Source organism: Micromonospora hortensis, from assembly GCF_022230935.1.
GTDB lineage: Bacteria > Actinomycetota > Actinomycetes > Mycobacteriales > Micromonosporaceae > Micromonospora > Micromonospora hortensis.
The window spans coordinates 309,760-329,938 of the sequence record NZ_JAKKFE010000033.1; the positions used below are offsets into that span (position 1 = coordinate 309,760).

Below are 20,179 nucleotides of genomic sequence, written 5' to 3' on the forward strand. Positions count from 1 at the left end.
GTTTCGCCCGGTACCAAACGCCCAGAGCAACAGTGCTCAACCGCCGCGCGACCAGCGGAAGAGTCGTACCACCGCACCGCTCGGGCCACGCCGGAGGGCAACCCTGTTATCGCTCACAGTTGTGGCTGCGGCTCCTGGCCGTTCACGAGCAGCCGGTGGCCGAGCCACTCGGAGACGGCTGCGCCGGATCCACGTCGGCGCGCACCCCGGCGAGCAGGTCGGCTGTGGTGTGGGCCGCGATATCGGGCTGCGCGGCGTCGGCGAAGCGCTCGACGACCGCTCGGACGTGTCGCTCGGCGGGTGCGGCGAGGCCGTCGTAGACGGCCGCGAACAACTCCCGCGCCGGACGCCTGAGCCAGTCCCGTGGAAGCAACTCCACTGGCAACTGCGGATCGAGGACGGGAAAACGCCGGAAAGTGTCCATCACCTCGGTACGGGCCCGCACCGCGGCGGCGCCGTCGATCTGCCCGGACAGCACCTCGGACGACAGCGGCGTCCACCGCCGGAGGAACGCGTCGTAGCTCCGACCGATCGCCTCGACGTCCCAGGCCTCGATCGGTGCGCGGTGAATGGCCGAGGCGAGCGCGCTCTGCCGTCCGCGAAACACCGTCACGGCGCCGAGGGTGAGTCGGTCGAGTTCAGCCCGAGCCGCTGACGTCAGCTCCAGCGGCGAGATCCACAGACCGTCGTACAGCGGCGCGTAACCGAGCCACCGAAGTTGCGCCCGCAGGGCCCGGCGCTGCGCACTGCGATCCTGCGGCAGCGAGAAGGCGACGATCGTCCACCGCCCGTCCCAGAGCGCCGTCGAGGTGGTGGAGGCGAGAATCCACTGCCCGCCGGCGGAAAGGTTGGCGGCGGCGGCGCGGCTGAGCCGGTAGGAGCTGCGCCTCCCCAGTCGACTGCCCTCCACCACACCCCGGCGGGCCAGCCGACTGATCGCGGTCCGCGCTCCGGCTGGCGTCACGCCGGTCTCGCCGAGCAGCGCGACGATGGCCGCGGACGGAAGGGCGACCCGGGTCCGCAGCGTGTAGTCAGCCAACAGGGTCACCGCGACACCCTGCGGCGAGTTGCCGACCTGCCGGCGGGGCAGCCGCAGTGGCTGGTCTCCGTCGTCCGGATAGATCTCGTCGATGTCGAAAGGGCTTGCCACAGGCGCTCCGCGCTCCTCGGGGACGGCATGACGACTGTAGACGGACCGCCACCACTCCCCTATAAATCGAGAACCCTCGATTGACACTTACCGGCCCGGAGGGAACACTAACTGACACGCGACGCCATCCGAAGCCGGGCTGGGCGAGCCACAGGTAGCGGGCATCGTGCGATCACCGCGGCAGTCGGGCACACCGCGAGCGGATCGCACTGTCAATCCAGCCTGCACAGGCAATCGAAGGAGTCGTCAGTTGAGAATCAGAAGGAAGTTGCTACTCGCCCTGGCCACGGCACTGGCGGCGGCCGGCCTGGTGGCCCCCACTGTCGGGCCCGCGTACGCGGCGTCACTGACCGAGGTGACCAGCTTCGGTGACAACCCGGGCCGGATGCGCATGCACGTCTACGTGCCGGACAACCGGCCGACCCGACCGGCTGTCGTGGTGGCCATGCACGGTTGCGGCGGGTCCGGCCCCGGCTTCTACTCCGGGAGCGAGTTCGCCAGCCTCGCCGACCGCTACGGGTACATCGTGATCTACCCGTCCGCCACCCAGCAGGCCGGGTTCGGCAACTGCTTCGACGTCTGGTCGGACGCCGCCAAGCGACGTGGCGGCGGCAGCGACCCGGTGTCGATCGTCTCGATGGTCCGGTACGTGCAGCAGCAGTACGCGGCCGACCCGGAGCGGGTCTACGCCACCGGCAGCTCGTCCGGCGGCATGATGACCAACCACATGCTCGCCCTCCATCCCGACCTGTTCAAGGCCGGCGCCGCGTTCATGGGCGTGCCGTTCAACTGCTTCGCCAACGCGGCGGACTTCCCGCCCACCAGCAGCCAGTGCACCGGCGGAAACATGAACCGGACGCCGCAGCAGTGGGGTGACGCGGTCCGCCAGGCGTACCCGGGCTACTCCGGGCCCCGCCCGCGCGTGCAGCTGTGGCACGGCACCAACGACACGCTCGTGCCGTACTCGCTGTTGCAGGAGGCGATCGAGCAGTGGACCAACGTGTTCGGGCTGAGCCAGACACCCACCTCCACCGACACGCCCCAGGCCAACTGGAACCGCCGCCGGTACGCCGACAGCGGCGGCACCGTCCAGGTCGAGGCGTACAGCATCCAGGGGGCCGGGCACAGCCTGCCCTCCGGTGGCATGGCCGCGTCGGCCGTCGCGTTCTTCGGACTGACCGATCCCACGACGCCACCGCCGACCACGCCGCCCCCGACCACGCCGCCCCCGACCACGCCGCCGCCGACCACCCCGCCGCCGACTTCCGGCGCCTGCCGGGTGACAGTCGACGTCAACGCCTGGAACACCGGGCTGACCGAGAACATCACCGTCACGAACACCGGCACCAGCGCCGTCAACGGCTGGTCAGTGGTCTTCACACTGCCGGCCGGGCAGACCATCACCTCGGGCTGGAACGCCACCTACTCGCCCAGCTCCGGGCAGGTGACGGCCCGCAACGTCGCCTACAACGGCGGCATCCCCGCCAACGGCTCGGTGAGCTTCGGCTTCCAGGCCACCCACACCGGTAACAACGCCCGACCGTCGTCGTTCACCCTCAACGGCGCGTCCTGCACTGTCGCCTGAGACCGGGTGGACGTCCACCCGCGCGTGCGCCGGTCACCACCTGGTGGTGACCGGCGCACGACTCGTACGGCGTGGCCGGGATCAGCGGTAACCGGCGGTCACCACGCTGGCCTGCACGGCATTCTCGGTCGCGTCGGACGGATAGCCCGCGACCATCGCTCCCTCGTAGAAGGTGCCGGCGCTCAGGTTCGCGCCGCCGTCGGGCTTGCAGCAGTCACCGCCGCTGCCCAGGATGATGGCGCCCTGCTTCTTCATCGGGCTGTAGCCCGGCGGGAGCGAGCCGTCGTACAGCGTGTAGAGGCTGCCGACCTGCGCGTCGCTGCCCTTGATGGCGAACCGGGTCGTGCCGTTGTTCTTCAGCGTCGCGGTGACGAACTTGCTGGTGAACGCGCGCTGGTTCGGGTTCCAGGAGCTGCTGCCGCCCGGGAAGAGACCCCACTCGAGGTCGGCCTGCACCCAGGGCCCGCTGCCGGAGCAGCCGCCGAACCAGCACTGCTTGCCGAAGTTGATGGCGTCCATCGCGCCGGCGGCGTCGGCCTTCCTGGTCGTCTCGCTGTTGCCGTAGTCGAAGCAGCAGCCGCTGTTGACGTGGGTTCCGCTGGTCACCATGTACATGCCCTCGGGTGCCGCGCCGGTCGGCACGCCGGTGAGGTGCCCATCGCGCCAGTAGCTGTTACCGGGGTTGATGTAGAGCGAGTACGCCTTGGCGCCGCCCACGGTGAGCGACTCCGAGGTCGCGATCGCCGGCTTGCTCTGCGGGGAGCCCGGAACGACGCTCGAACCCTGGTACCAGAGGTCGTTGCCGCGCCCGGACTGGTCGAAGACGACAGTGATCACGCAGGCGGTGCCGGAGCAGAACGAGTCCTGCGTCGCCGCGTTGGCGGTGCCGCCGGTGCCCGTGAGCCCGATGTTGCGGGTCGTGTTGTCCGACGAGCGTCGGACCTGGTAGAGGTTTCCGGCGTACGCCTCGTAGAGCGCCCGCGTGGTGCTGTGCGCCGCGATGCACGGGGTGCCGCCGGAGGCGTAGATGTCGCACGGACGCGCGCCGGTCGGCGGGTTGGTCGGCGGCGGGGTGGTGGTCGGCGAGGCCCACTGCTGGTTCGCGCCGCCGTTGCAGGCCCAGAGGATGACTTTGGTGCCGTTCGCGGTGGCGGCGGCGTTGGCGTCGAGGCACAGCCCGGACTGCACGCCGGTGATGGTGCCGTTGCTGTTGACGTTCCACTGTTGGTTGTTCTGGCCGTTGCAGTCCCAGATGATCACCTGGGTGCCGTTGGCGGTGCCGCGGCCGGAGGCGTCCAGACACTTGTTGCCGTACGCCTGGATTTGCTTGGTGGACGTCCAGGTCCAGCTCTGGCCGGCGCTGCCGTTGCAGTCCCAGAGTTGCGTCTGGGTGCCGTTCGTGGTGCCGGAGTTGGGCACTTCGAGGCAGCGGCCGGACGGCGTACCGACGATCGGGGTGCTCTGACCGACGACGATGGCGGCAGCCGAGACGGGTGCCGCGGCGGCGGACAGTGATGTGCCTTGTAGGGCGCCGACGCCGACGAGCACTCCGACCAGCGCGGTCGCCAGGGCGGCCAGACGTCGGGTGCGAGGACGTCTCGGGACGAGATCACGGGCTGTTCCTGGCCCGGTGGGGGACGGGGTTCGCACGAGGTGGCTCCTCGAAGTCGTGGAAGCGCGGTGGGTTTTGTTCGACGGGCCATGGGGGCGGTGGCGATGGCGAATCGATTCGCAGCGAATCGTATGACCTTTAATTAATTTATGTCAATGAATGCGGTGGCGGGGTGGCGCGCTGGCCGTTGGGCGGACGACCGGCACGCCACCTCCCCCCGGGACGCCTACCGCCCCAGGAGCCGCCACGTCTGGTTCAACGGGCTGCCCTGATTGACCGCCCTGCAGGTCCACTGGTGGACCAGCGCGCCGGCCGCCGTGGAGACCGCGTTGACATCGACGCACTTGCCACTGTGCCGGGCGACGAGTTGGTAGTCGTGCGAGTCGTTGCCCGAGTAGGTCACCTTTCGCAGCGTGAACTGCTGGTTGAGGCTGTTCAGGCAGGTCCACTGGTGCACCGCCGCACCGTCGGCGGTGGAGACGCCGCTGACGTCGAGGCACTTGCCGCTCTGCTGGTTGACCACCGTGAAGGTGTTCGCCACTCCGGTTACCGGGCGGAAGTTCCAGAGCTGCTGGTCACCACCGTCGCAGTAGTTCTGCTGTTGGACGTTGCCGTCGGCGGTGCTCAGGCCGGCGTTGTTCAGGCACTGCTGGGAGTGCTGGGCCACCGCCACCGACTGGAAGCCACCGTCCGAGGGAGGCAGCAGCGTGACGGTGTACGTGTCGGTCTGGTTGGTGTACGGCACCGTCACCGTGGCATTGTTGTTCGACACCCCGACCACGCTGTTCGAGACCGTGACCGGCCCCGCCACCGCGCCGCCACCGTTGTGCGGGATGCGTTGGGTGAGGACCCGGACCTGGTTGTTCTGCACGATGCCGCTCGTGGTGTCCAGGCGTTGCAGGTTGACTGTCAGGTTCCCGGTGGTACGGCCACCGCCGATGAGCACCTTCGCCACCCCGGCGGCCTTCGTGGCGTACGCGTCGTACGACTGACTGGGGGTCACCGCGACGATCTCCCCAACCTGGGAGGCGTAGTAGCGGTAGTTCCACCACTCCCCCTTGGGCTGGTGCTGGCCGGCCGAGTTACGGATCAACAGGTTGCCGAGATCGTTGTGCAGGCTGCCGCCGCTGGCCCAGTTCGCCCGCAGGCCGTCGGCCCGGGCCCGCTCCAGGCGCGCGATGTACCAGGCGCCGTCGGCCGGGTTCTGCTCGTCGGGCGCGCCGTACTCGTTGATCTGGTACGGACGCGGATGGGCGATGCCACGCGGGTCGAGGGTGGCGTTGGCGGCAGCGACGTTCGCCACCGGGTCACCGGGCAGCGAGTGCCAGCTGATGATGTCCGGCACCGTGTTCGTCGAGCGGACGAAGTCCAGGTACTGGTTCCAGAAGGCGTGGTTGGTCGACGGCACGCAGGCGCAGCTCGGCCCGACGATGAGCTGGCTGGGGAACTCCGCCCGGATGCGCTGGTAGGTCCGCCGCCACAGTTCGAGGTACTGGGAGATCGGCCGGTTCCAGAAGATGGTGATGTTGGGTTCGTTCCAGATGTCCCACTGCACAGACAGCCCGGACGCCCGGACGTCGTTGATCAGGCGGGTCAGGAAGTTGTCGTAGTCGGTCCAGTTGCCGTTGTCACCGGGGAAGCGGGAGATTCCGGCGCCGTCGGCACCCCAGAGGTCGTGCGGCAGGAGGATGAACTTCCCGCCGAGGGCTGTGGTGCGACGCGCCTGGGCGAGTGTGGAGTTCCAGCGGCGGTCGTAGGTTCCGCCGACCCAGCCGCTGCCCGGGAGCTGCGCGCCGCCGGCGCGCATGTACTGGAACTTGACGTCCCGGTAGAAGTGGTCGGCCGGACCGCTGGCGTTCTCGGTCATGCCGTAGATCCAGCCGGAGGCGCGGTAGGTCGGCGCACCGTTGGTGGTGGCGAAGTTGACGCTGATCGACTCGTCGGCGGCCTGGGCGGGGGACGGGACGACGGTGACGGCGGCAGCGGCGGCGAGCAGGCCGACGACGAGTCGGGCCACGGACACGCGGGCTCGGCCTGACCTGCTGCGGGACGGGGTTTTCACGGGCGGCTCCTTGGTGGGGCGCGGGGGACGCTCTCCGGAGGGCAGCACTTGCGAATCGATTCGCACGGATCGTAGGACCGGGAACTGAACCATGTCAATGAAGTGACGGCGCGGTGACGTCCACGTTGCCCAGCGATCCTCACGGCGCGACCAACTGACCCTTGACCCCCGGGTATGGCCAGACCTATCTTCGGGCGAACCGATTCGTCGAATCGATTCGCAGCATGGTGTGACTGTTCCACGCCGCGACGATCAACCGACACACCCCACCTGACGATCGATGTGAAGTGAGGCACCACATGACCGGACTCAGTCGTCGGCGGCGCCTGGCCGCCGTCGCCGTGATAGCTCTCGCCGCGGTGACGGGCAGCGCCTGCTCGTCGTCCGCCGACGGTGGTGCCGACGGTGGCGCCTACCTCGTCTGGGACCCGTATCCGCAGTTCGCCGACGACTCCGAGTGGGTAGCGCTGCTCAAGAAGTGCGGCACCTCCGCGGGGGTGACTGTCGAGCGCACCGGCTACGACACCACCGACCTGACCAACAAGGCGCTGCTCGCCGCCCAGCAGGGAAACTCACCGGACGTGCTGATCGTGGACAACCCGGTCATCTCCACTCTGGCCGAAGCCGGTGCGCTCACCACCACCGACGACAACAAGCTGGACGTCTCGGCCATGGAGAAGAACCTGCTCGGCGCCGGCCAGAGCGGCGGCAAGACCTACGGGGTGCCGATCGGGGCGAACACCCTCGCCCTCTACTACAACAAGGATGTGCTCACCGCCGCCGGCGTCGATCCCGCCGCCGTCACGGACTGGACCTCGCTGACCGCGGCACTGACCAAGGTCAAGACCAAGGGAAAGAAGGGCATCACCTTCTCCGCGATCGGCACCGAGGAGGGCAGCTTCCAGTTCCTGCCCTGGTTCTGGGGATCGGGCGCCCAACTGACGAGTCTCGACTCGCCGCAGGCGGTGTCCGCGCTGGCGCTCTGGACCGACTGGCTCAAGCAGGGCCACGCCCCGAACTCCGTCATCAACAACACCCAGACCACGAGCTGGCAGGAGTTCGCCACCGGCGACTACGCGTTCGCCGAGAACGGCACCTGGCAACTGGCCAACGCGGAGAAGCTCGGCTTCTCGTACGGCACCATCGCGATCCCGGCCAGCGCGGGCGGCCCGGCCCCGGCGCCCACCGGCGGTGAGTTCGTCTCCATTCCGGTGCAGAAGAAGACCGGCCGGTACGAGACGTCGCAGAAGCTCGTCACCTGCCTGACCAACGCCGACAACCTCCTCACCACCGACACCACGCTCTCCTACGTCGCGCCCGTCGCCGCCGTGCAGGAGCGACAGGCCACCGCGGACCCCAAGCTCAAGGTCTGGGTGGAGGCGGTCCGGGCAGCCAAGGGCCGCACCGGCGACGACCTCGGCACGAAGTACCCGAAGATCTCCGAGGCTCTGTGGACCGCTGTGCAGTCGGCCCTCAGCGGCGGGAAGTCGCCACAGGAGGCACTCGCCGCCGCGCAGACCGCCGCCACGACCAGGTAAGCGATCCGAACCGACACCATGCCCTCCACGACAGAGACCTCCACCGCCGTACGAGACCAGGGTGGGGCGGCGACCGCCGTCCCGCCCGGGCCTCCGCCATCCCGTGCCCGCCGGCCCAGCCGATGGTGGGCGTGGGGCTTCCTGGCACCCGTGACCATCTACCTGGCGGCCTTCTACGCCTACCCGCTCTACCGCAACGTCGAGTTGAGCCTGCGCGAGTACACAGTCCGGTCGTTCGTGCAGGGCGGAGCGCCCTTCGCCGGCCTCGACAACTACCGAACGGTCCTGACCGACCCGGCATTCGGGCCGACACTGACGCACACAGTGGTCTTCACAGCGGCCTCGCTCGTCTTCCAGTTCACCATCGGCATGGCCCTGGCCCTCTTCTTCCACCAGCACTTCCCGCTGTCGCGCACGCTGCGGGCACTGATCCTCGTACCGTGGCTGCTGCCACTGATCGTCTCGGCGTCGACCTGGTCGTGGCTGCTCAACAGCGACTCGGGGCTGGTCAACGCGGCGCTCGGCGTCGTCGGGATCGACCCGGTCAACTGGCTCACCTCACCGGGCTGGTCACTCACCTCGGTGATCATCGCCAACGTCTGGATCGGCATCCCGTTCAACCTGGTGGTGCTCTACAGCGGCCTACAGGCGATCCCGACCGAGATGTACGAGGCGTCCGCGCTCGACGGCGCGACGGGGTGGCAACGGTTCTGGGGAATCACCTTCCCGTTGCTGCGCCCCGTCTCCCTGATCACGCTGCTGCTGGGGCTGATCTACACGCTGAAGGTCTTCGACATCATCTGGATCATGACGAAGGGCGGCCCGACCGGCTCCTCGGCAACACTCGCCACCTGGTCGTACCGGCTCGGCTTCGGCAACCTGCTGCCCGAGTTCGGCCCGGGCGCGGCCATCGGGAACCTGCTCATCGTGCTGGCTCTGGTCGCCGGCCTCGTCTACATCCGGATCGAGCGGAGGCAGCAGCTGCGATGACCACCTCGACGCCTCGCGCCTGGTGGAAGACCGGCGTGGGCCTGGTGCTGACCGGGCTGATGCTCTTCCCCGTCTACTGGATGATCAATGTGTCCTTCACCCGGGACCAGGACATGCGCGCCACTCCCCCGCACCTGTTCCCCACAAACGGCACCCTGGACGGCTACCGGGCGGTGCTCGACCAGCAACTGCCCTACCTCGGCACCAGCTTCCTGGTCGGCCTCGGCACTGTGGTGCTGACCGTGGCGCTGGCCGCCCCCGCCGGTTACGCGCTGGCGAAGCTCCGGCCACCCGGCGGTCCGGCGCTGAGTTTCCTGCTGCTGATCGCGCAGATGATCCCGGGGATCATCATGGCGATGGGCTTCTACGCCATCTACCTCACCCTCGGCGTCCTCAACACGCTGCCCGGCCTGATCCTGGCCGACACGACGCTCGCGGTGCCGTTCGCTGTCCTGATCTTCACGGCGTTCATGTCCGGCATCCCCGACGAACTGCTCCAGGCCGCCGTGGTCGACGGGGCCGGTCGGCTGCGGACCTTCTGGTCGGTCGTGCTGCCGGTCAGCCGCAACTCGATCGTCACTGTGTCGCTCTTCGCGTTCCTGTGGTCCTGGTCGGACTTCATCTTCGCCTCGACCCTGGCCGGCGGCGGCGACCACCAGCCGATCACCCTCGGCATCTACCACTACATCGGCAACAACAACCAGCAGTGGAACGCCATCATGGCCACCGCCGTCGTCGCCTCGATCCCCGCCGCAGTGCTGCTGATCCTGGCCCAGCGGTACGTCTCGATGGGTGTGACCGCCGGCGCCGTCAAGGACTGACCATCCGCGGCGGTCGAGGCTTGACCACCCGCACCACAGAAAGGCACCCGCCACCCATGACCGTCGCCCCGTCCGGTCCGGAGTTCTCCATCCAGGACATCCCGTTCAGCTACCGCGGATCCTGGTTCAACATCTCCCCAGTGGTAGCCGAGAAGACGTACGCCGACGACCTGCATTTGGTCTCCCACCAGACCGGGCTGCACCCCGTACTGCGGTTCACCCCCACCGTCGCCGGCACCACAGTCGTCGCCACGCCCGCCCTGCTGAGCTGGCGCAACGGGGCCGACCGGATCGAAGCCGTCTACGACGGGCCGGACACCCTGCGGGTCCGGGGCCACCGGCTCGGCCTGCGGGTGGCCGCTGCCGCGCACACCCTCACCCCGTTCAGCGGCACCTACCTGTACGCCGACCCGGTCGACGGATCACACGTGTTCACCTCGTACGAGACCGGTCGCCGATACCGGATCACAGTGCTCTCCGGCGCACTGCCGCGGACCGACGGCTCGCAGGCGCTCGGCACCGCCGACCGTTCCCTGGATTTTCCCGGCGACCAGCCCTGGGAGATCGCGATCGAGGAGTACGCCACCGCCCGCCGCCCGTACGCCGGTTCCGTCACCTTCGAGCAGTTGTGCCGCGACCGGTTCGCGGAGTTCACCGCGTTCGTCGACGCGATCGCGCCCTGGCGCGGCCCGGACACCCCGGCCGCCGAACTGGCCGCGTACGTCCTGTGGTCGGCCACTGTCGCCCCGGCGGGCTTCGTCACCCGGCCGGCCGTCCTGATGTCCAAGCACTGGATGGACAAGGTGTGGAGCTGGGACCACTGCTTCAACGCGATCGCCCTGGCTGCCGGCGAGCCGGAGCTGGCCTGGCACCAGTTCCAGTTGCCCTTCGACCACCAGGACGAGGCCGGGGCCCTCCCCGACTCGGTCACCCACTCGGAGGTCCTGCACAACTATGTCAAGCCTCCCATCCACGGCTGGGCCCTCCGGCACCTGCGCCGACGCCTCCCCCAGCCGCCGGACCGGGCGGCCCTGGCGCAGACGTACGACCGGCTCGCCCGCTGGACCGGGTTCTGGCTCGACGCGCGACGCGCCCCCGGCCATGACCTGCCGCACTACCAGCACGGCAACGACAGCGGCTGGGACAACGCCACCACCTTCGACGACAACCGGGTCCTCGAGACGGCTGACCTCGCCGCGTTCCTGGTCTCGCAGCTCCGCTGCCTCGCCGACCTCGCCACCGAACTGGGTGAGCCCGCCACCCGCTGGTCGGAGGAGGCCGACCGGATCCACGGGGCGATGCTGCGCGACCTGTGGGACGGCGAACGCTTCTGCGCCCGGGACCCCCACACCGGGCGCCGGCGACCCAGCCGCAGCCTGCTCGACCTGATGCCCGTCGCGCTCGGGGCCGATCTGCCGGCCCCGGTCGCCGCCGCCCTGGCACGCGGCGTCGAAACCCACCTGACCACGCACGGGCTGGCCACCGAGCCGACCGACTCGGCCCACTACCTCGCCGACGGCTACTGGCGTGGCCCGATCTGGGCGCCCTCCACCGTCCTGGTCGAGGACGGCCTGCGCCGGGCCGGGCAGACCAGGATCGCCGACGACATCAGTCGGCGGTTCCTCGCGCTGTGTGAGAAGTCCGGCTTCGCGGAGAACTTCGACGCCGAGACCGGCACCGGGCTGCGGGACCGCGCCTACACCTGGACCGCCAGCAGCTATCTCATCCTCGCCGCCGCCCAGGAGGAGCGGCGGGTCAGGGGCGGGTAAGCCTGTCGGATCAGCGGCCGCGGACGGGGCCGGTGCTGGAGCGCAACGAGATGGGCGGGCTGTAGAGGCGGTGTCGTGGCACGGCGCCGGGAGCCGCGATGATCTCCAGAAGCAGCGACACCGCCTCGGCGCCCATCTCGACCATCGGCACGTCGGCGGCGGTCAGCGGCGGACGGAAATCCTCCGCCCAGTGCTGCGCGGCGACTCCGGTGACGGAGAAGTCGCGTGGCACTGACAGCCCGGCGCCGGTCAACGCGCGCTGCATTCCGGGCAGCGCGGCCTCGTTGATGGTGGCCACCGCCGTGACCTCCGGGTGCGTCGCCAACAGTTGCTCCATGCACGCCTCGCCGGAGGCGGTGTCGTCGCCGCTGCAGACCTCCACGCCGGTCAACCCCCGCTCCGCCGCCGCCGCCCGAAAGCCGGTCAGGGCACGATGGCTGGGGCCGTACCCGGCGGCCACCAACTCGGCGGACCGGTTCACGAGTGCCACGTGCCGGTGCCCCAGGTCGGCCAGGTGCTGCACGCACCGAGCGATCAGCCCGGCGTAGTCGATGTCGATCCAACTCATCCCGTGCGGCTCGGCGGTCCGGCCGATGGTGACGAACGGCAGCCCGGCCTTGGTCAGTCGGGTCACCCGGTCGTCCGCCAACCGGATCTCCATCAGGACCACGCCGTCCACCCGACGCCCGGTGACGATCCGCTCGAACGACCGGTCATGGTCGCCACCGGAGGGGGACAGCAGCACGTCGAGGTCATGGCGGGCGGCGGCCTCGACGACGCTGGCGACGAAGCCCAGCTGCATGTCGGTCAACCGCTGGCTCGCTGGCGGGATGACCAGCCCGAGGGTGCGGGTGCGCCCCTCCTTGAGAGCACGGGCGCTGGCGTTCGGCCGGTAGTCCAACTCGTCGATGACCGACTGGATCCGTTGCCGGGTCGCCTCCGACACGCTGCGTTTTCCGCTGAGCACGTAGGAAACGGTGCTGCGGGACACCCCCGCCCGGCGAGCGATCTCCCCGATGTTCATCAATCGCCCTCGAATCGATTTTTGCCCCGACACGGGGACGCACCTTGCTCCGCTGACCAGCATATCCGTCCTCAGGCTCATCGATCGATGACCAACGTGTGTCAACTAGCGCTCATAGATGGACGCCCATTAATGTCACAGGTATGACGTGTGACGTCAATTCCATCGCCCCGCCCCCGCCACGCACCCGAAAGGATCCGATGAATGTGAAGAGAAAACTGGGTCGCCTGATGGCCGCCGCCGGGACCCTGTTCGTCCTCGTCGTCGGCGCCGGCGCCTATGTGGTCTCGGACGCGCCGGGCGTCGCGCACGCGGCCGGCACGGGTCCGTGTGACATCTACGCCTCCGGCGGCACGCCGTGCGTGGCCGCGCACAGCACCACCCGCGCGCTGTACGGCGCGTACAACGGCCCGCTCTACCAGATCCGACGATCGTCGGACAACACCACCCGCGACGTCGGCGTGCTCAGCGAGGGCGGCTACGCCAACGCCGCCACCCAGGACACGTTCTGCGCCAACACCAACTGCGTCATCACGATCATCTACGACCAGTCCGGCCGCAACAACCGTCTCACCCAGGCGCCCCCCGGCTACTTCGTCGGCCCCGCTCCCGGCGGATTCGACAACCTCGCCGACGCGAAGGCGGCACCGGTCACCGTCGGCGGCCAGAAGGCGTACGGCGTCTACATCGCCCCCGGCACCGGCTACCGCAACAACAACACCAACGGCGTCGCGACCGGCGACCAGCCCGAGGGCATCTACGCGGTCGTCGACGGCACGCACTACAACCAGTGGTGCTGCTTCGACTACGGCAACGCGCAGACCAACAACCTCGCCGACGAGCGCGCCATCATGGAGACCGTCTACTTCGGCGCCAACAAGCAGTGGGGCTACGGGGCGGGGGCCGGCCCGTGGATCATGGCCGACCTGGAGTGGGGGCTGTTCTCCGGCGTCAACGCGGGCTACAACAACATCGCGTCGATCAACCACCGCTTCGTCACCGCCATGGTCAAGGGCGAGCCGAACCACTGGGCGATCCGGGGCGGCAACGCCCAGTCGGGCAGCCTGACGACCTACTTCGACGGGCCACGCCCCAACGGCTACCACCCGATGAAGAAGGAAGGTGCCATCCTGCTCGGCATCGGCGGTGACAACAGCATCACCGGTCGCGGCACCTTCTTCGAGGGTGTACTGACCTCCGGCTACCCGACGGCGGCCACCGAGAACGCCGTCCAGGCCAACATCAACGCCGCCGCCTACGCGCCGGCCGGCGGCGGCAACCCGCAGCAGAACGTCCAGGTCGTCGGCGCACAGTCCAGCCGCTGCATCGACGTACCGAACGGCAGCACCACCAACGGCACCCAGGTCCAACTCTGGGACTGCGTCGGCAACACCGCGCAGCGCTGGACCTACACCGCCGGCAAACAACTCCAGGTGTACGGCAACAAGTGCCTCGACGCCTCCGGCCAGGGCACCGCCAACGGCACCCAGGCCATCATCTGGGACTGCCACAGCGGCACCAACCAACAGTGGAACCTCAACTCCAACGGCACCATCACCGGCGTCCAGTCCGGGCTCTGCCTCGACGCCAACGCGGCCGCCACCGCCAACGGCACCAAGCTCATCCTCTGGGCCTGCAACGGCGGCACCAACCAGCGGTGGTCCACCCGCAGCTGACCCACCATCCGATTGAGCGGCCGTCGGCGGCACGGCCGTGAGCTACCTGGCGGCCTGCACCGTTCAACTGGCCCGCAGTGTCAATCTGTGAGGAGCGGTATACCTCAGCGGCATAAATATGCCTCTGAGGTATACCGCTCAACACCGCGTCCGCCCGCGACCCGGGCCGGGTAGGTTTCGGGACTGGGCGAAAAGCGGGGGTCGGATGATCAAGGGTTGGCACGGCTGGTTCGGTACGTTCAACGGCGTCGTCCTCATCACTGTGGTCGTCCTGCCGTTGGCCGCCCTTGCGATGTGGGCCCTGGCGCGTCGCCGACGTGCCACCGGCGACGCGTCGGCGTGGCGGACGTCGCTGGCCGACGTCGGCATCGTCTATGGCACGGTCCCCTGGGTCTGGATGATCATGTTGCCGGGTGAGCAGGCCGGCACCGTCTCCGGCCGGGTGACACTGGTGCCGCTGCGCGACCTGCTCACGATCTTCTCCGACGGGGGTCCGGTGACGGCGACGTTCCAGATCGTCGGCAACCTGCTGGTCTTCGCGGCCCTGGGGTTCTTCGCCCCGCTGCGGTTCCCGGCGCTGGCATCGGTGCCGCGGATCCTGGCCCTCGCGGCCGGCTGCTCGGTCCTGGTCGAGACCGCCCAGTACGTCCTGCGGCTGGACCGGGTGTCGTCAGTGGACGACGTCCTGCTCAACGCCGCGGGCGCCGGGCTGGCGGCGCTGGTATCCCGCCGCTGGTGGCGCGACACACCCGACAGGTCCACGGATCGTCGACCTCAGCCGGCCCCGGCAGCGGGACGCTGAGCGTCCCGGTCAACTACCAACAGAGCTGACAGTCGATCAGGTGGACGGCCCTGCCAGCCGCTCCAGCCGCGCCAGACCATCCCAGCCGCGCTCGCGCATCAGACCCAGCAGCCGCTTCACCCGCGGGTCCGCCTCGACGGCCAGCGCGTCCAGAAGGTCGAACGGTAGATCGTCCTGCGCCACCTCACCGAGGTCGATCTCGCCAGAGCGGTATGCCTGATCGGCGAGGCTGGCCAAGATGTCGGCGGCCTCCACCAGACGCGCGTCGTCGCTGGTGTCGCTCTCGAAGACCTCCGACAGGATCCGATAGAGCCGAATGAGTTGCGGGTCGTCGAGCTGCGCGATCTTGCTGGGCATCCATTCGCGGACGCGATCGGGCCAGCGAGCCGACATCAGGATCCAGCTGTCCCGCTCACCCGCCACCACCCGTTCGGAGACGCCAATGTCCCGGAGCCGGTCGAGGTAGGTGGTCACCTCTGGTGCGAGCGCCAGACGATCCCCGGAGGCGAGTTGCGCGATCTGCTTCCGGCTGGTCTCCAGTCGTGCGATCTCGTCGCCCAGGTGCCTGTCGATCTCCTCGACCGCGGACGCGAAGGTCGACGCGTCGGCCTCCAGCATCTGACCGATCTGGGAGAGCGGTACGCCGGCGTTGGCGAGAATCCGGATCCTGATGAGGGACACCACCGCCCCTGCGCTGTACCGCCGGTAGCCCGAGGAGTCCCGCTCGGGCTCCGGCAGCAGGCCGATCTGGTGGTAGTGCCGTACCGCCCGCACCGTGACCCCGGTGTACGCCGCCAGTTGACTGATCGTCAGCATGCCCTGATCCTGCCCTTACCTTGCCCAGCCCTGGCCGACATCGGGTCAGGAGATCTTGCGGCGGTAGGTCAGGGTGGCGAACAGGTAGGCCACCACGAGAATGCCGACGCACCAGGCGAGGGCGGTCCAGATGCCCGATCCGACCGGCTTCTGCGCGAAGAGGTCTCGGATCGCGTTGACGATGGCGGTCACCGGCTGGTGCTCGGCGAAGGCGCGCACCGGGCCGGGCATCGACGCGGTGGGCACGAAGGCCGAGCTGACGAACGGCAGAAAGACCAGGGGGTACGAGAAGGCGCTCGCGCCGTCCACCGACTGGGCGGTGAGGCCCGGGATGATGGCGATCCAGGTCAGCGCCAATGTGAACAGCACCAGGATGCCGGCGACGGCGAGCCACCCCAGCACGTTCGTTCCGGTGCGGAAGCCCATGAGCAGTGCGACGAGGACGACGACGACCAACGAGATCAGGTTGGCGACCAGCGAGGTCAGCACGTGCGCCCAGAGCACCGACGATCGTGCGATCGGCATGGACTGGAATCGTTCGAAGATGCCGCCCTGCATGTCCAGGAAGAGCCGAAAGGCGGTGTACGAGATGCCCGAGGCGATCGTGATGACCAGGATGCCGGGGAGCAGATAGTTCACGTACGAGTCGGAGCCGGTCTCGATCGCGCCGCCGAAGACGTAGACGAACAGCAGCATGAAGGCGATCGGCATGACTGCGGTCGTGATGATGGTGTCCGGGCTGCGGGCGATGTGGCGCAGTGAGCGTCCCAGCAGGACAGTGGTGTCGCCGAGGAAGTGCTTGTTCATCGTTGTTCCTTCTCGGTCTTGGCGCCGACGAGGGTGAGGAAGACGTCCTCGAGGGTCGGCTGCTTCTCGACGTACTCGATCTCAGCGGGTGGCAGGAGCTGCTTGAGCTCGTCGAGGGTGCCGTCCACGATGATTCGTCCCTCGTGGAGGATCGCGATCCGGTCGGCGAGTTGTTCGGCCTCGTCGAGGTACTGGGTGGTGAGCAGCACCGTCGTGCCGCCGCGGGCGAGTTCCTTGATCGCCTGCCACACCTCGATGCGCGCCTCCGGGTCCAGCCCGGTCGTCGGCTCGTCGAGGAAGATGACCGGCGGGTTCCCGATCAGGCTCATCGCGATGTCGAGACGGCGACGCATACCGCCGGAGTACGTCCGCACCCTCCGGGCGCCCGCCTCGGTCAGCGAGAAGCGCCTCAGCAGGTCGTCCGCGATTGCGCCGGGCTCCTTGAGGTGCCGCAGCCGGGCGACCAGGATCAGGTTCTCCCGCCCGGTGAGGATCTCGTCGACCGCCGCGAACTGCCCGGTGAGACTGATCGACTGTCGTACGTCGGCGGCCTGGGTCGCCACGTCGAAGCCGGCGACCCGGGCCGTCCCGCCGTCGGCCCTGAGGAGCGTGGCCAGGATCCTCACCACTGTGGTCTTGCCGGCACCGTTCGAGCCGAGCAGGGCGAAGATGCTGCCCCGCGCGACGTCGATGTCGACGCCGCGCAGCACCTTCAGCTGCTTGAACGACTTCTCCAGGCCATGCACGTGGATCGCGGGCTGCTCGGCCTGAGCTGGCGTCTGCGAATTGCTCATGGCGGCAGCATGGAGGGTTGACGCAGCGTCAGGGTCAAGCCCGAAGCCGCAGGCCTCAGTCGGGCTTCGGCTGGGACCGTAGGCGACGCATCTGGGCGTGGCTGAGGTCGTGCGCTCGGTCCATGTGGCGCGTGATCACCTCCAGCTCCTCGTCGGTGTGCTCGTCGAGGAGTGCCTGCCAGGACTGGCCGAGGTCGTCCCAGACCGCGGTGACCCGGTCGAGGCGATCCGGGACCGGGGCGACCAACACCCGGCGCTCGCCACCGGGGTCCGGCAGGGCCGGGCCCTCATTGACGCCGCGGCAGCCGCCGGCCTCGGTCACCTCGTGTTGACCACCGTCCCGCACGCCGACCGCCGCGTCGACATCGCCCCCGACGAACGCACACCCACCCAACTGGCCGAGATCCTCGCCGACACCATCGGCCGCCCGATCACCCACGCGCAGGTGCCGCTGGCCCAGGTTCGACAGCGGTCCACCGACCTGGCGGCCATGTTCGACTACTTCAGCACCGTGGGCCTGACCGTCGACGTCGCCGCGTTGCACCGGGACTACCCGGAGGTCGGCTGGCACAGCTTCGCCGACTGGGCCCTCGCCCAGGACTGGCCCGCGCTGCTGTCGGAGACGCGTGCGCGACCCTGACTCTTAACTCCGATGTCATCACCCGATCCCACTGGTGACGTGTCGCCGTCCGCCGGAAGGAGTTGGCTGCCAGTCGTCGCACTACGTCTTGACCAGGAGTTGATCCACGTGCCTTCCTCTCGTCGTACCTTCCTCGCCAGCGGCGCCGCCGCCGGCGTCGGCCTTGCCGTCGCGGGCGGCCTGCCGTCCCTGGCGCAGGCCAGCCCGGCCCGGCCGCACCCGCCGGTGAAGCCCGGTAACGTGCCCTTCCCGCCGCTCGTGGACGACCCCAAGGGAATCCTGGCCCTGCCCAAGGGCTTCAGCTACACGGTGGTCACGCGTACCGGTGTCACCCGGCTCGACCGCGGCCAGGGCACCACCCCGTCCGACCATGACGGCATGGCCGTCTACGACGCCGGCCACGGCCGGTACACCCTGATCCAGAACCACGAGATCGACCCGGGCGCCGAGTTCGGCGTGCCGCACGTCAAGGGAACTGTCTACGACGCGGGCGCCGTCGACGCCGGCGGTTGCACCGTGATCAAGACCGACCTCGCCGGCCGCAACCTGGGTGAGTTCGTGGCGCTCTCCGGCACCATCTCCAACTGCGCCGGCGGTCCGACCCAGTGGGGCACCTGGCTCACCTGCGAGGAGACCGAGGACCGGGCCGGCGACACGTGGGAAGAGGGCGGCCGGTCCGGCGTCTACCAGAAGGACCACGGCTACGTCTTCGAGGTGTGGGCCGACGGCAGCGCCGACCCGAAGCCGATCAAGTGCCTGGGCCGCTACTCCCACGAGGCCCTGGCCGTCGACAAGGACCGCACCCGGGTCTACCTCTCCGAGGACGCTGACGGGCCCAACGGCCTCTTCTACCGCTGGACGGCGCCACACGGCGTCAAGCTGGGCCCGGGCGCGCTCACCCGCCTCGCACCGAACGCCGGCGTCCTCGCCGCGATGCAGATCATCATGGATGACGGTTCGGTACTGCCGGACGTCGCCTACCTGACCTCTGCCCAGCTGGGCCGCCCCTTCCCGGTCCGCTGGATCGAGGTACCGGACCGCGACGCGCGCACCACGTCGGTACGCGAGCAGTTCGCCGACGGCCAGGTCACCCGCGGACGCAAGTTCGAGGGCGTGTGGGCCACCGACGAGGGCGTGTACGTGGTCAACTCCTACGCCTGGGACGAGGGTGACCTGCCGGCGGACGCGGCGCCGCACGACGGAATGGTCTGGTTCTACAACTACAAGAACCAGACCATCCAGCTGGTGACGTACTTCCCGCACCAGACCGCCTCCGAGGAGGGTACGGCGGTCAAGTACACCGACCTCACCTTCGACGGCCCGGACAACGTGACAGTCACCCCGTGGGGAAGCCTCGTTCTCGCCGAGGACGGCACGGGAGCCTCGCACGTGCTCAGCACGATCCCGGGCGGGCCCACGTACGCGATCGCCCGCAACCAGCTCAACGACTCGGAGTTCTGCGGGCCGACCTTCAGCGCGGACGGCAAGGTGCTCTTCGTCAACATGCAGGACCCGGGCCTCACCCTGGCCATCACCGGTCCGTGGGAGAAGTACCTGGGCTGACCGAGCCCGACGGTGGGGGCCAGGCGATTTCGCCCGGCCCCCATCAGGCTCGGCCGCGCTCAGGAGACGCGCGGCAGGCGGCACTAGTCGAGGCAGAACTCGTTGCCCTCGACGTCCTGCATGTTGAGGCACGACTCGTTCTCACCGTCGGCGAGCAACAACTGCCCGCGTACCGCGCCGAGCGGGATCAGCCGCGCGCATTCGGCCTCGAGGGCGGCCAGGCGCTCTTCGCCCACGAGCCCGGTGACGACCCGCACGTCGAGGTGCACCCGGTTCTTGACGACCTTGCCCTCGGGCACCCGCTGGAAGTACAGCCGTGGGCCCACCCCCGACGGGTCACTGCACGCGAACCACGAACCCTGCTCGAAACTGACATCGTCCCAGGTGGCGAGCCCCTCCGGGGGCGGCGGCGGGACGTACCCCAACACCTCACACCAGAAACGACCGACGCGCACGGGCTCGGCGCAGTCGAATGTCACTTGGACCTGCTTGACCGACATCCGTTCACCTTATGAGTCGCGCTGCCGCCG

The 20,179-nt window shown here is 69.0% G+C and carries 17 protein-coding genes; 9 read left to right on the forward strand and 8 right to left on the reverse strand.

Going from position 1 to position 20,179, the window contains the following annotated elements:
- Positions 1-142: 142 nt before the first annotated feature.
- Positions 143-1,150, reverse strand: coding sequence for a PaaX family transcriptional regulator (locus NIE111_RS23535; protein WP_238686468.1), 1,008 nt, complete (start codon positions 1,148-1,150; stop codon positions 143-145).
- A 250-nt stretch (positions 1,151-1,400) separates the two neighbouring features.
- On the opposite strand from NIE111_RS23535, the gene NIE111_RS23540 reads away from it, so the two are divergent.
- Positions 1,401-2,735, forward strand: a complete 1,335-nt coding sequence (locus NIE111_RS23540; protein WP_238686469.1) for an extracellular catalytic domain type 1 short-chain-length polyhydroxyalkanoate depolymerase — start codon at positions 1,401-1,403, stop codon at positions 2,733-2,735.
- An 81-nt stretch (positions 2,736-2,816) separates the two neighbouring features.
- Here the strand turns inward: NIE111_RS23540 and NIE111_RS23545 are convergent, their stop codons facing one another.
- Complete coding sequence (locus tag NIE111_RS23545; RefSeq protein WP_238686470.1) at positions 2,817-4,385, reverse strand: arabinofuranosidase catalytic domain-containing protein; 1,569 nt, start codon at positions 4,383-4,385, stop codon at positions 2,817-2,819.
- 188 nt (positions 4,386-4,573) lie between these two features.
- Entirely contained in the window at positions 4,574-6,409 is a 1,836-nt protein-coding gene (locus NIE111_RS23550; RefSeq protein WP_238686471.1) for an RICIN domain-containing protein, read from the reverse strand.
- A 299-nt stretch (positions 6,410-6,708) separates the two neighbouring features.
- Here NIE111_RS23550 and NIE111_RS23555 point away from each other — a divergent pair, with 299 nt between their 5' ends.
- The 4 genes from NIE111_RS23555 (at position 6,709) to NIE111_RS23570 (ending at position 11,527) form a co-directional block, all read left to right on the forward strand.
- Entirely contained in the window at positions 6,709-7,947 is a 1,239-nt protein-coding gene (locus NIE111_RS23555) for a sugar ABC transporter substrate-binding protein (protein ID WP_238686474.1), read from the forward strand.
- 150 nt (positions 7,948-8,097) lie between these two features.
- Positions 8,098-8,937 carry a carbohydrate ABC transporter permease gene (locus NIE111_RS23560; protein WP_238686476.1) on the forward strand — a complete coding sequence of 280 codons (840 nt, stop codon included), beginning with the start codon at positions 8,098-8,100 and terminating at the stop codon, positions 8,935-8,937.
- Positions 8,934-9,758: a carbohydrate ABC transporter permease gene (locus NIE111_RS23565; RefSeq protein WP_238686478.1), complete on the forward strand. Its 825-nt coding sequence runs from the start codon at positions 8,934-8,936 to the stop codon at positions 9,756-9,758. The genes NIE111_RS23560 and NIE111_RS23565 overlap by 4 nt, the downstream gene beginning before the upstream one ends.
- Positions 9,759-9,814: 56 nt before the next feature.
- Complete coding sequence (locus tag NIE111_RS23570) at positions 9,815-11,527, forward strand: amylo-alpha-1,6-glucosidase (RefSeq protein WP_238686479.1); 1,713 nt, start codon at positions 9,815-9,817, stop codon at positions 11,525-11,527.
- Positions 11,528-11,537: 10 nt separating this feature from the next.
- On the opposite strand, the gene NIE111_RS23575 is transcribed toward NIE111_RS23570, so the two are convergent.
- A complete protein-coding gene (locus NIE111_RS23575) occupies positions 11,538-12,551 on the reverse strand; it encodes a LacI family DNA-binding transcriptional regulator (RefSeq protein ID WP_091401000.1) in 1,014 nt (337 codons plus the stop codon).
- Positions 12,552-12,751: 200 nt separating this feature from the next.
- On the opposite strand from NIE111_RS23575, the gene NIE111_RS23580 reads away from it, so the two are divergent.
- Together NIE111_RS23580 and NIE111_RS23585 are read left to right on the forward strand one after the other, a co-directional pair.
- A complete protein-coding gene (locus NIE111_RS23580) occupies positions 12,752-14,227 on the forward strand; it encodes an arabinofuranosidase catalytic domain-containing protein (RefSeq protein ID WP_238686483.1) in 1,476 nt (491 codons plus the stop codon).
- Between the two features lie 205 nt (positions 14,228-14,432).
- Positions 14,433-15,029 (forward strand): VanZ family protein, encoded by a 597-nt coding sequence (locus NIE111_RS23585; protein WP_238686485.1) that lies wholly within the window; start codon positions 14,433-14,435, stop codon positions 15,027-15,029.
- Between the two features lie 36 nt (positions 15,030-15,065).
- Here the strand turns inward: NIE111_RS23585 and NIE111_RS23590 are convergent, their stop codons facing one another.
- From NIE111_RS23590 to NIE111_RS23600, 3 genes are read right to left on the reverse strand one after another with little or no spacing between them, the layout of a single operon-like run.
- On the reverse strand, positions 15,066-15,845 hold the full coding sequence (locus NIE111_RS23590) for a MerR family transcriptional regulator (RefSeq protein ID WP_238686487.1): 780 nt from the start codon (positions 15,843-15,845) through the stop codon (positions 15,066-15,068).
- 45 nt (positions 15,846-15,890) lie between these two features.
- A complete protein-coding gene (locus NIE111_RS23595; RefSeq protein WP_238686489.1) occupies positions 15,891-16,652 on the reverse strand; it encodes an ABC transporter permease in 762 nt (253 codons plus the stop codon).
- On the reverse strand, positions 16,649-17,446 hold the full coding sequence (locus tag NIE111_RS23600; protein WP_238686490.1) for an ABC transporter ATP-binding protein: 798 nt from the start codon (positions 17,444-17,446) through the stop codon (positions 16,649-16,651). The genes NIE111_RS23595 and NIE111_RS23600 overlap by 4 nt, the downstream gene beginning before the upstream one ends.
- Positions 17,447-17,543: 97 nt before the next feature.
- Here NIE111_RS23600 and NIE111_RS23605 point away from each other — a divergent pair, with 97 nt between their 5' ends.
- The gene (locus NIE111_RS23605; RefSeq protein ID WP_238686492.1) at positions 17,544-18,086 is read left to right on the forward strand and encodes a Rossmann-fold NAD(P)-binding domain-containing protein; all 543 of its coding nucleotides are present in this window, start codon (positions 17,544-17,546) and stop codon (positions 18,084-18,086) included.
- A gap of 108 nt (positions 18,087-18,194) precedes the next feature.
- Positions 18,195-19,649 (forward strand): alkaline phosphatase PhoX, encoded by a 1,455-nt coding sequence (locus tag NIE111_RS23610; RefSeq protein WP_238686493.1) that lies wholly within the window; start codon positions 18,195-18,197, stop codon positions 19,647-19,649.
- 83 nt (positions 19,650-19,732) lie between these two features.
- Here NIE111_RS23610 and NIE111_RS23615 read toward each other — a convergent pair whose 3' ends face one another.
- Complete coding sequence (locus NIE111_RS23615; RefSeq protein WP_238686495.1) at positions 19,733-20,149, reverse strand: VOC family protein; 417 nt, start codon at positions 20,147-20,149, stop codon at positions 19,733-19,735.
- Positions 20,150-20,179: the final 30 nt, after the last annotated feature.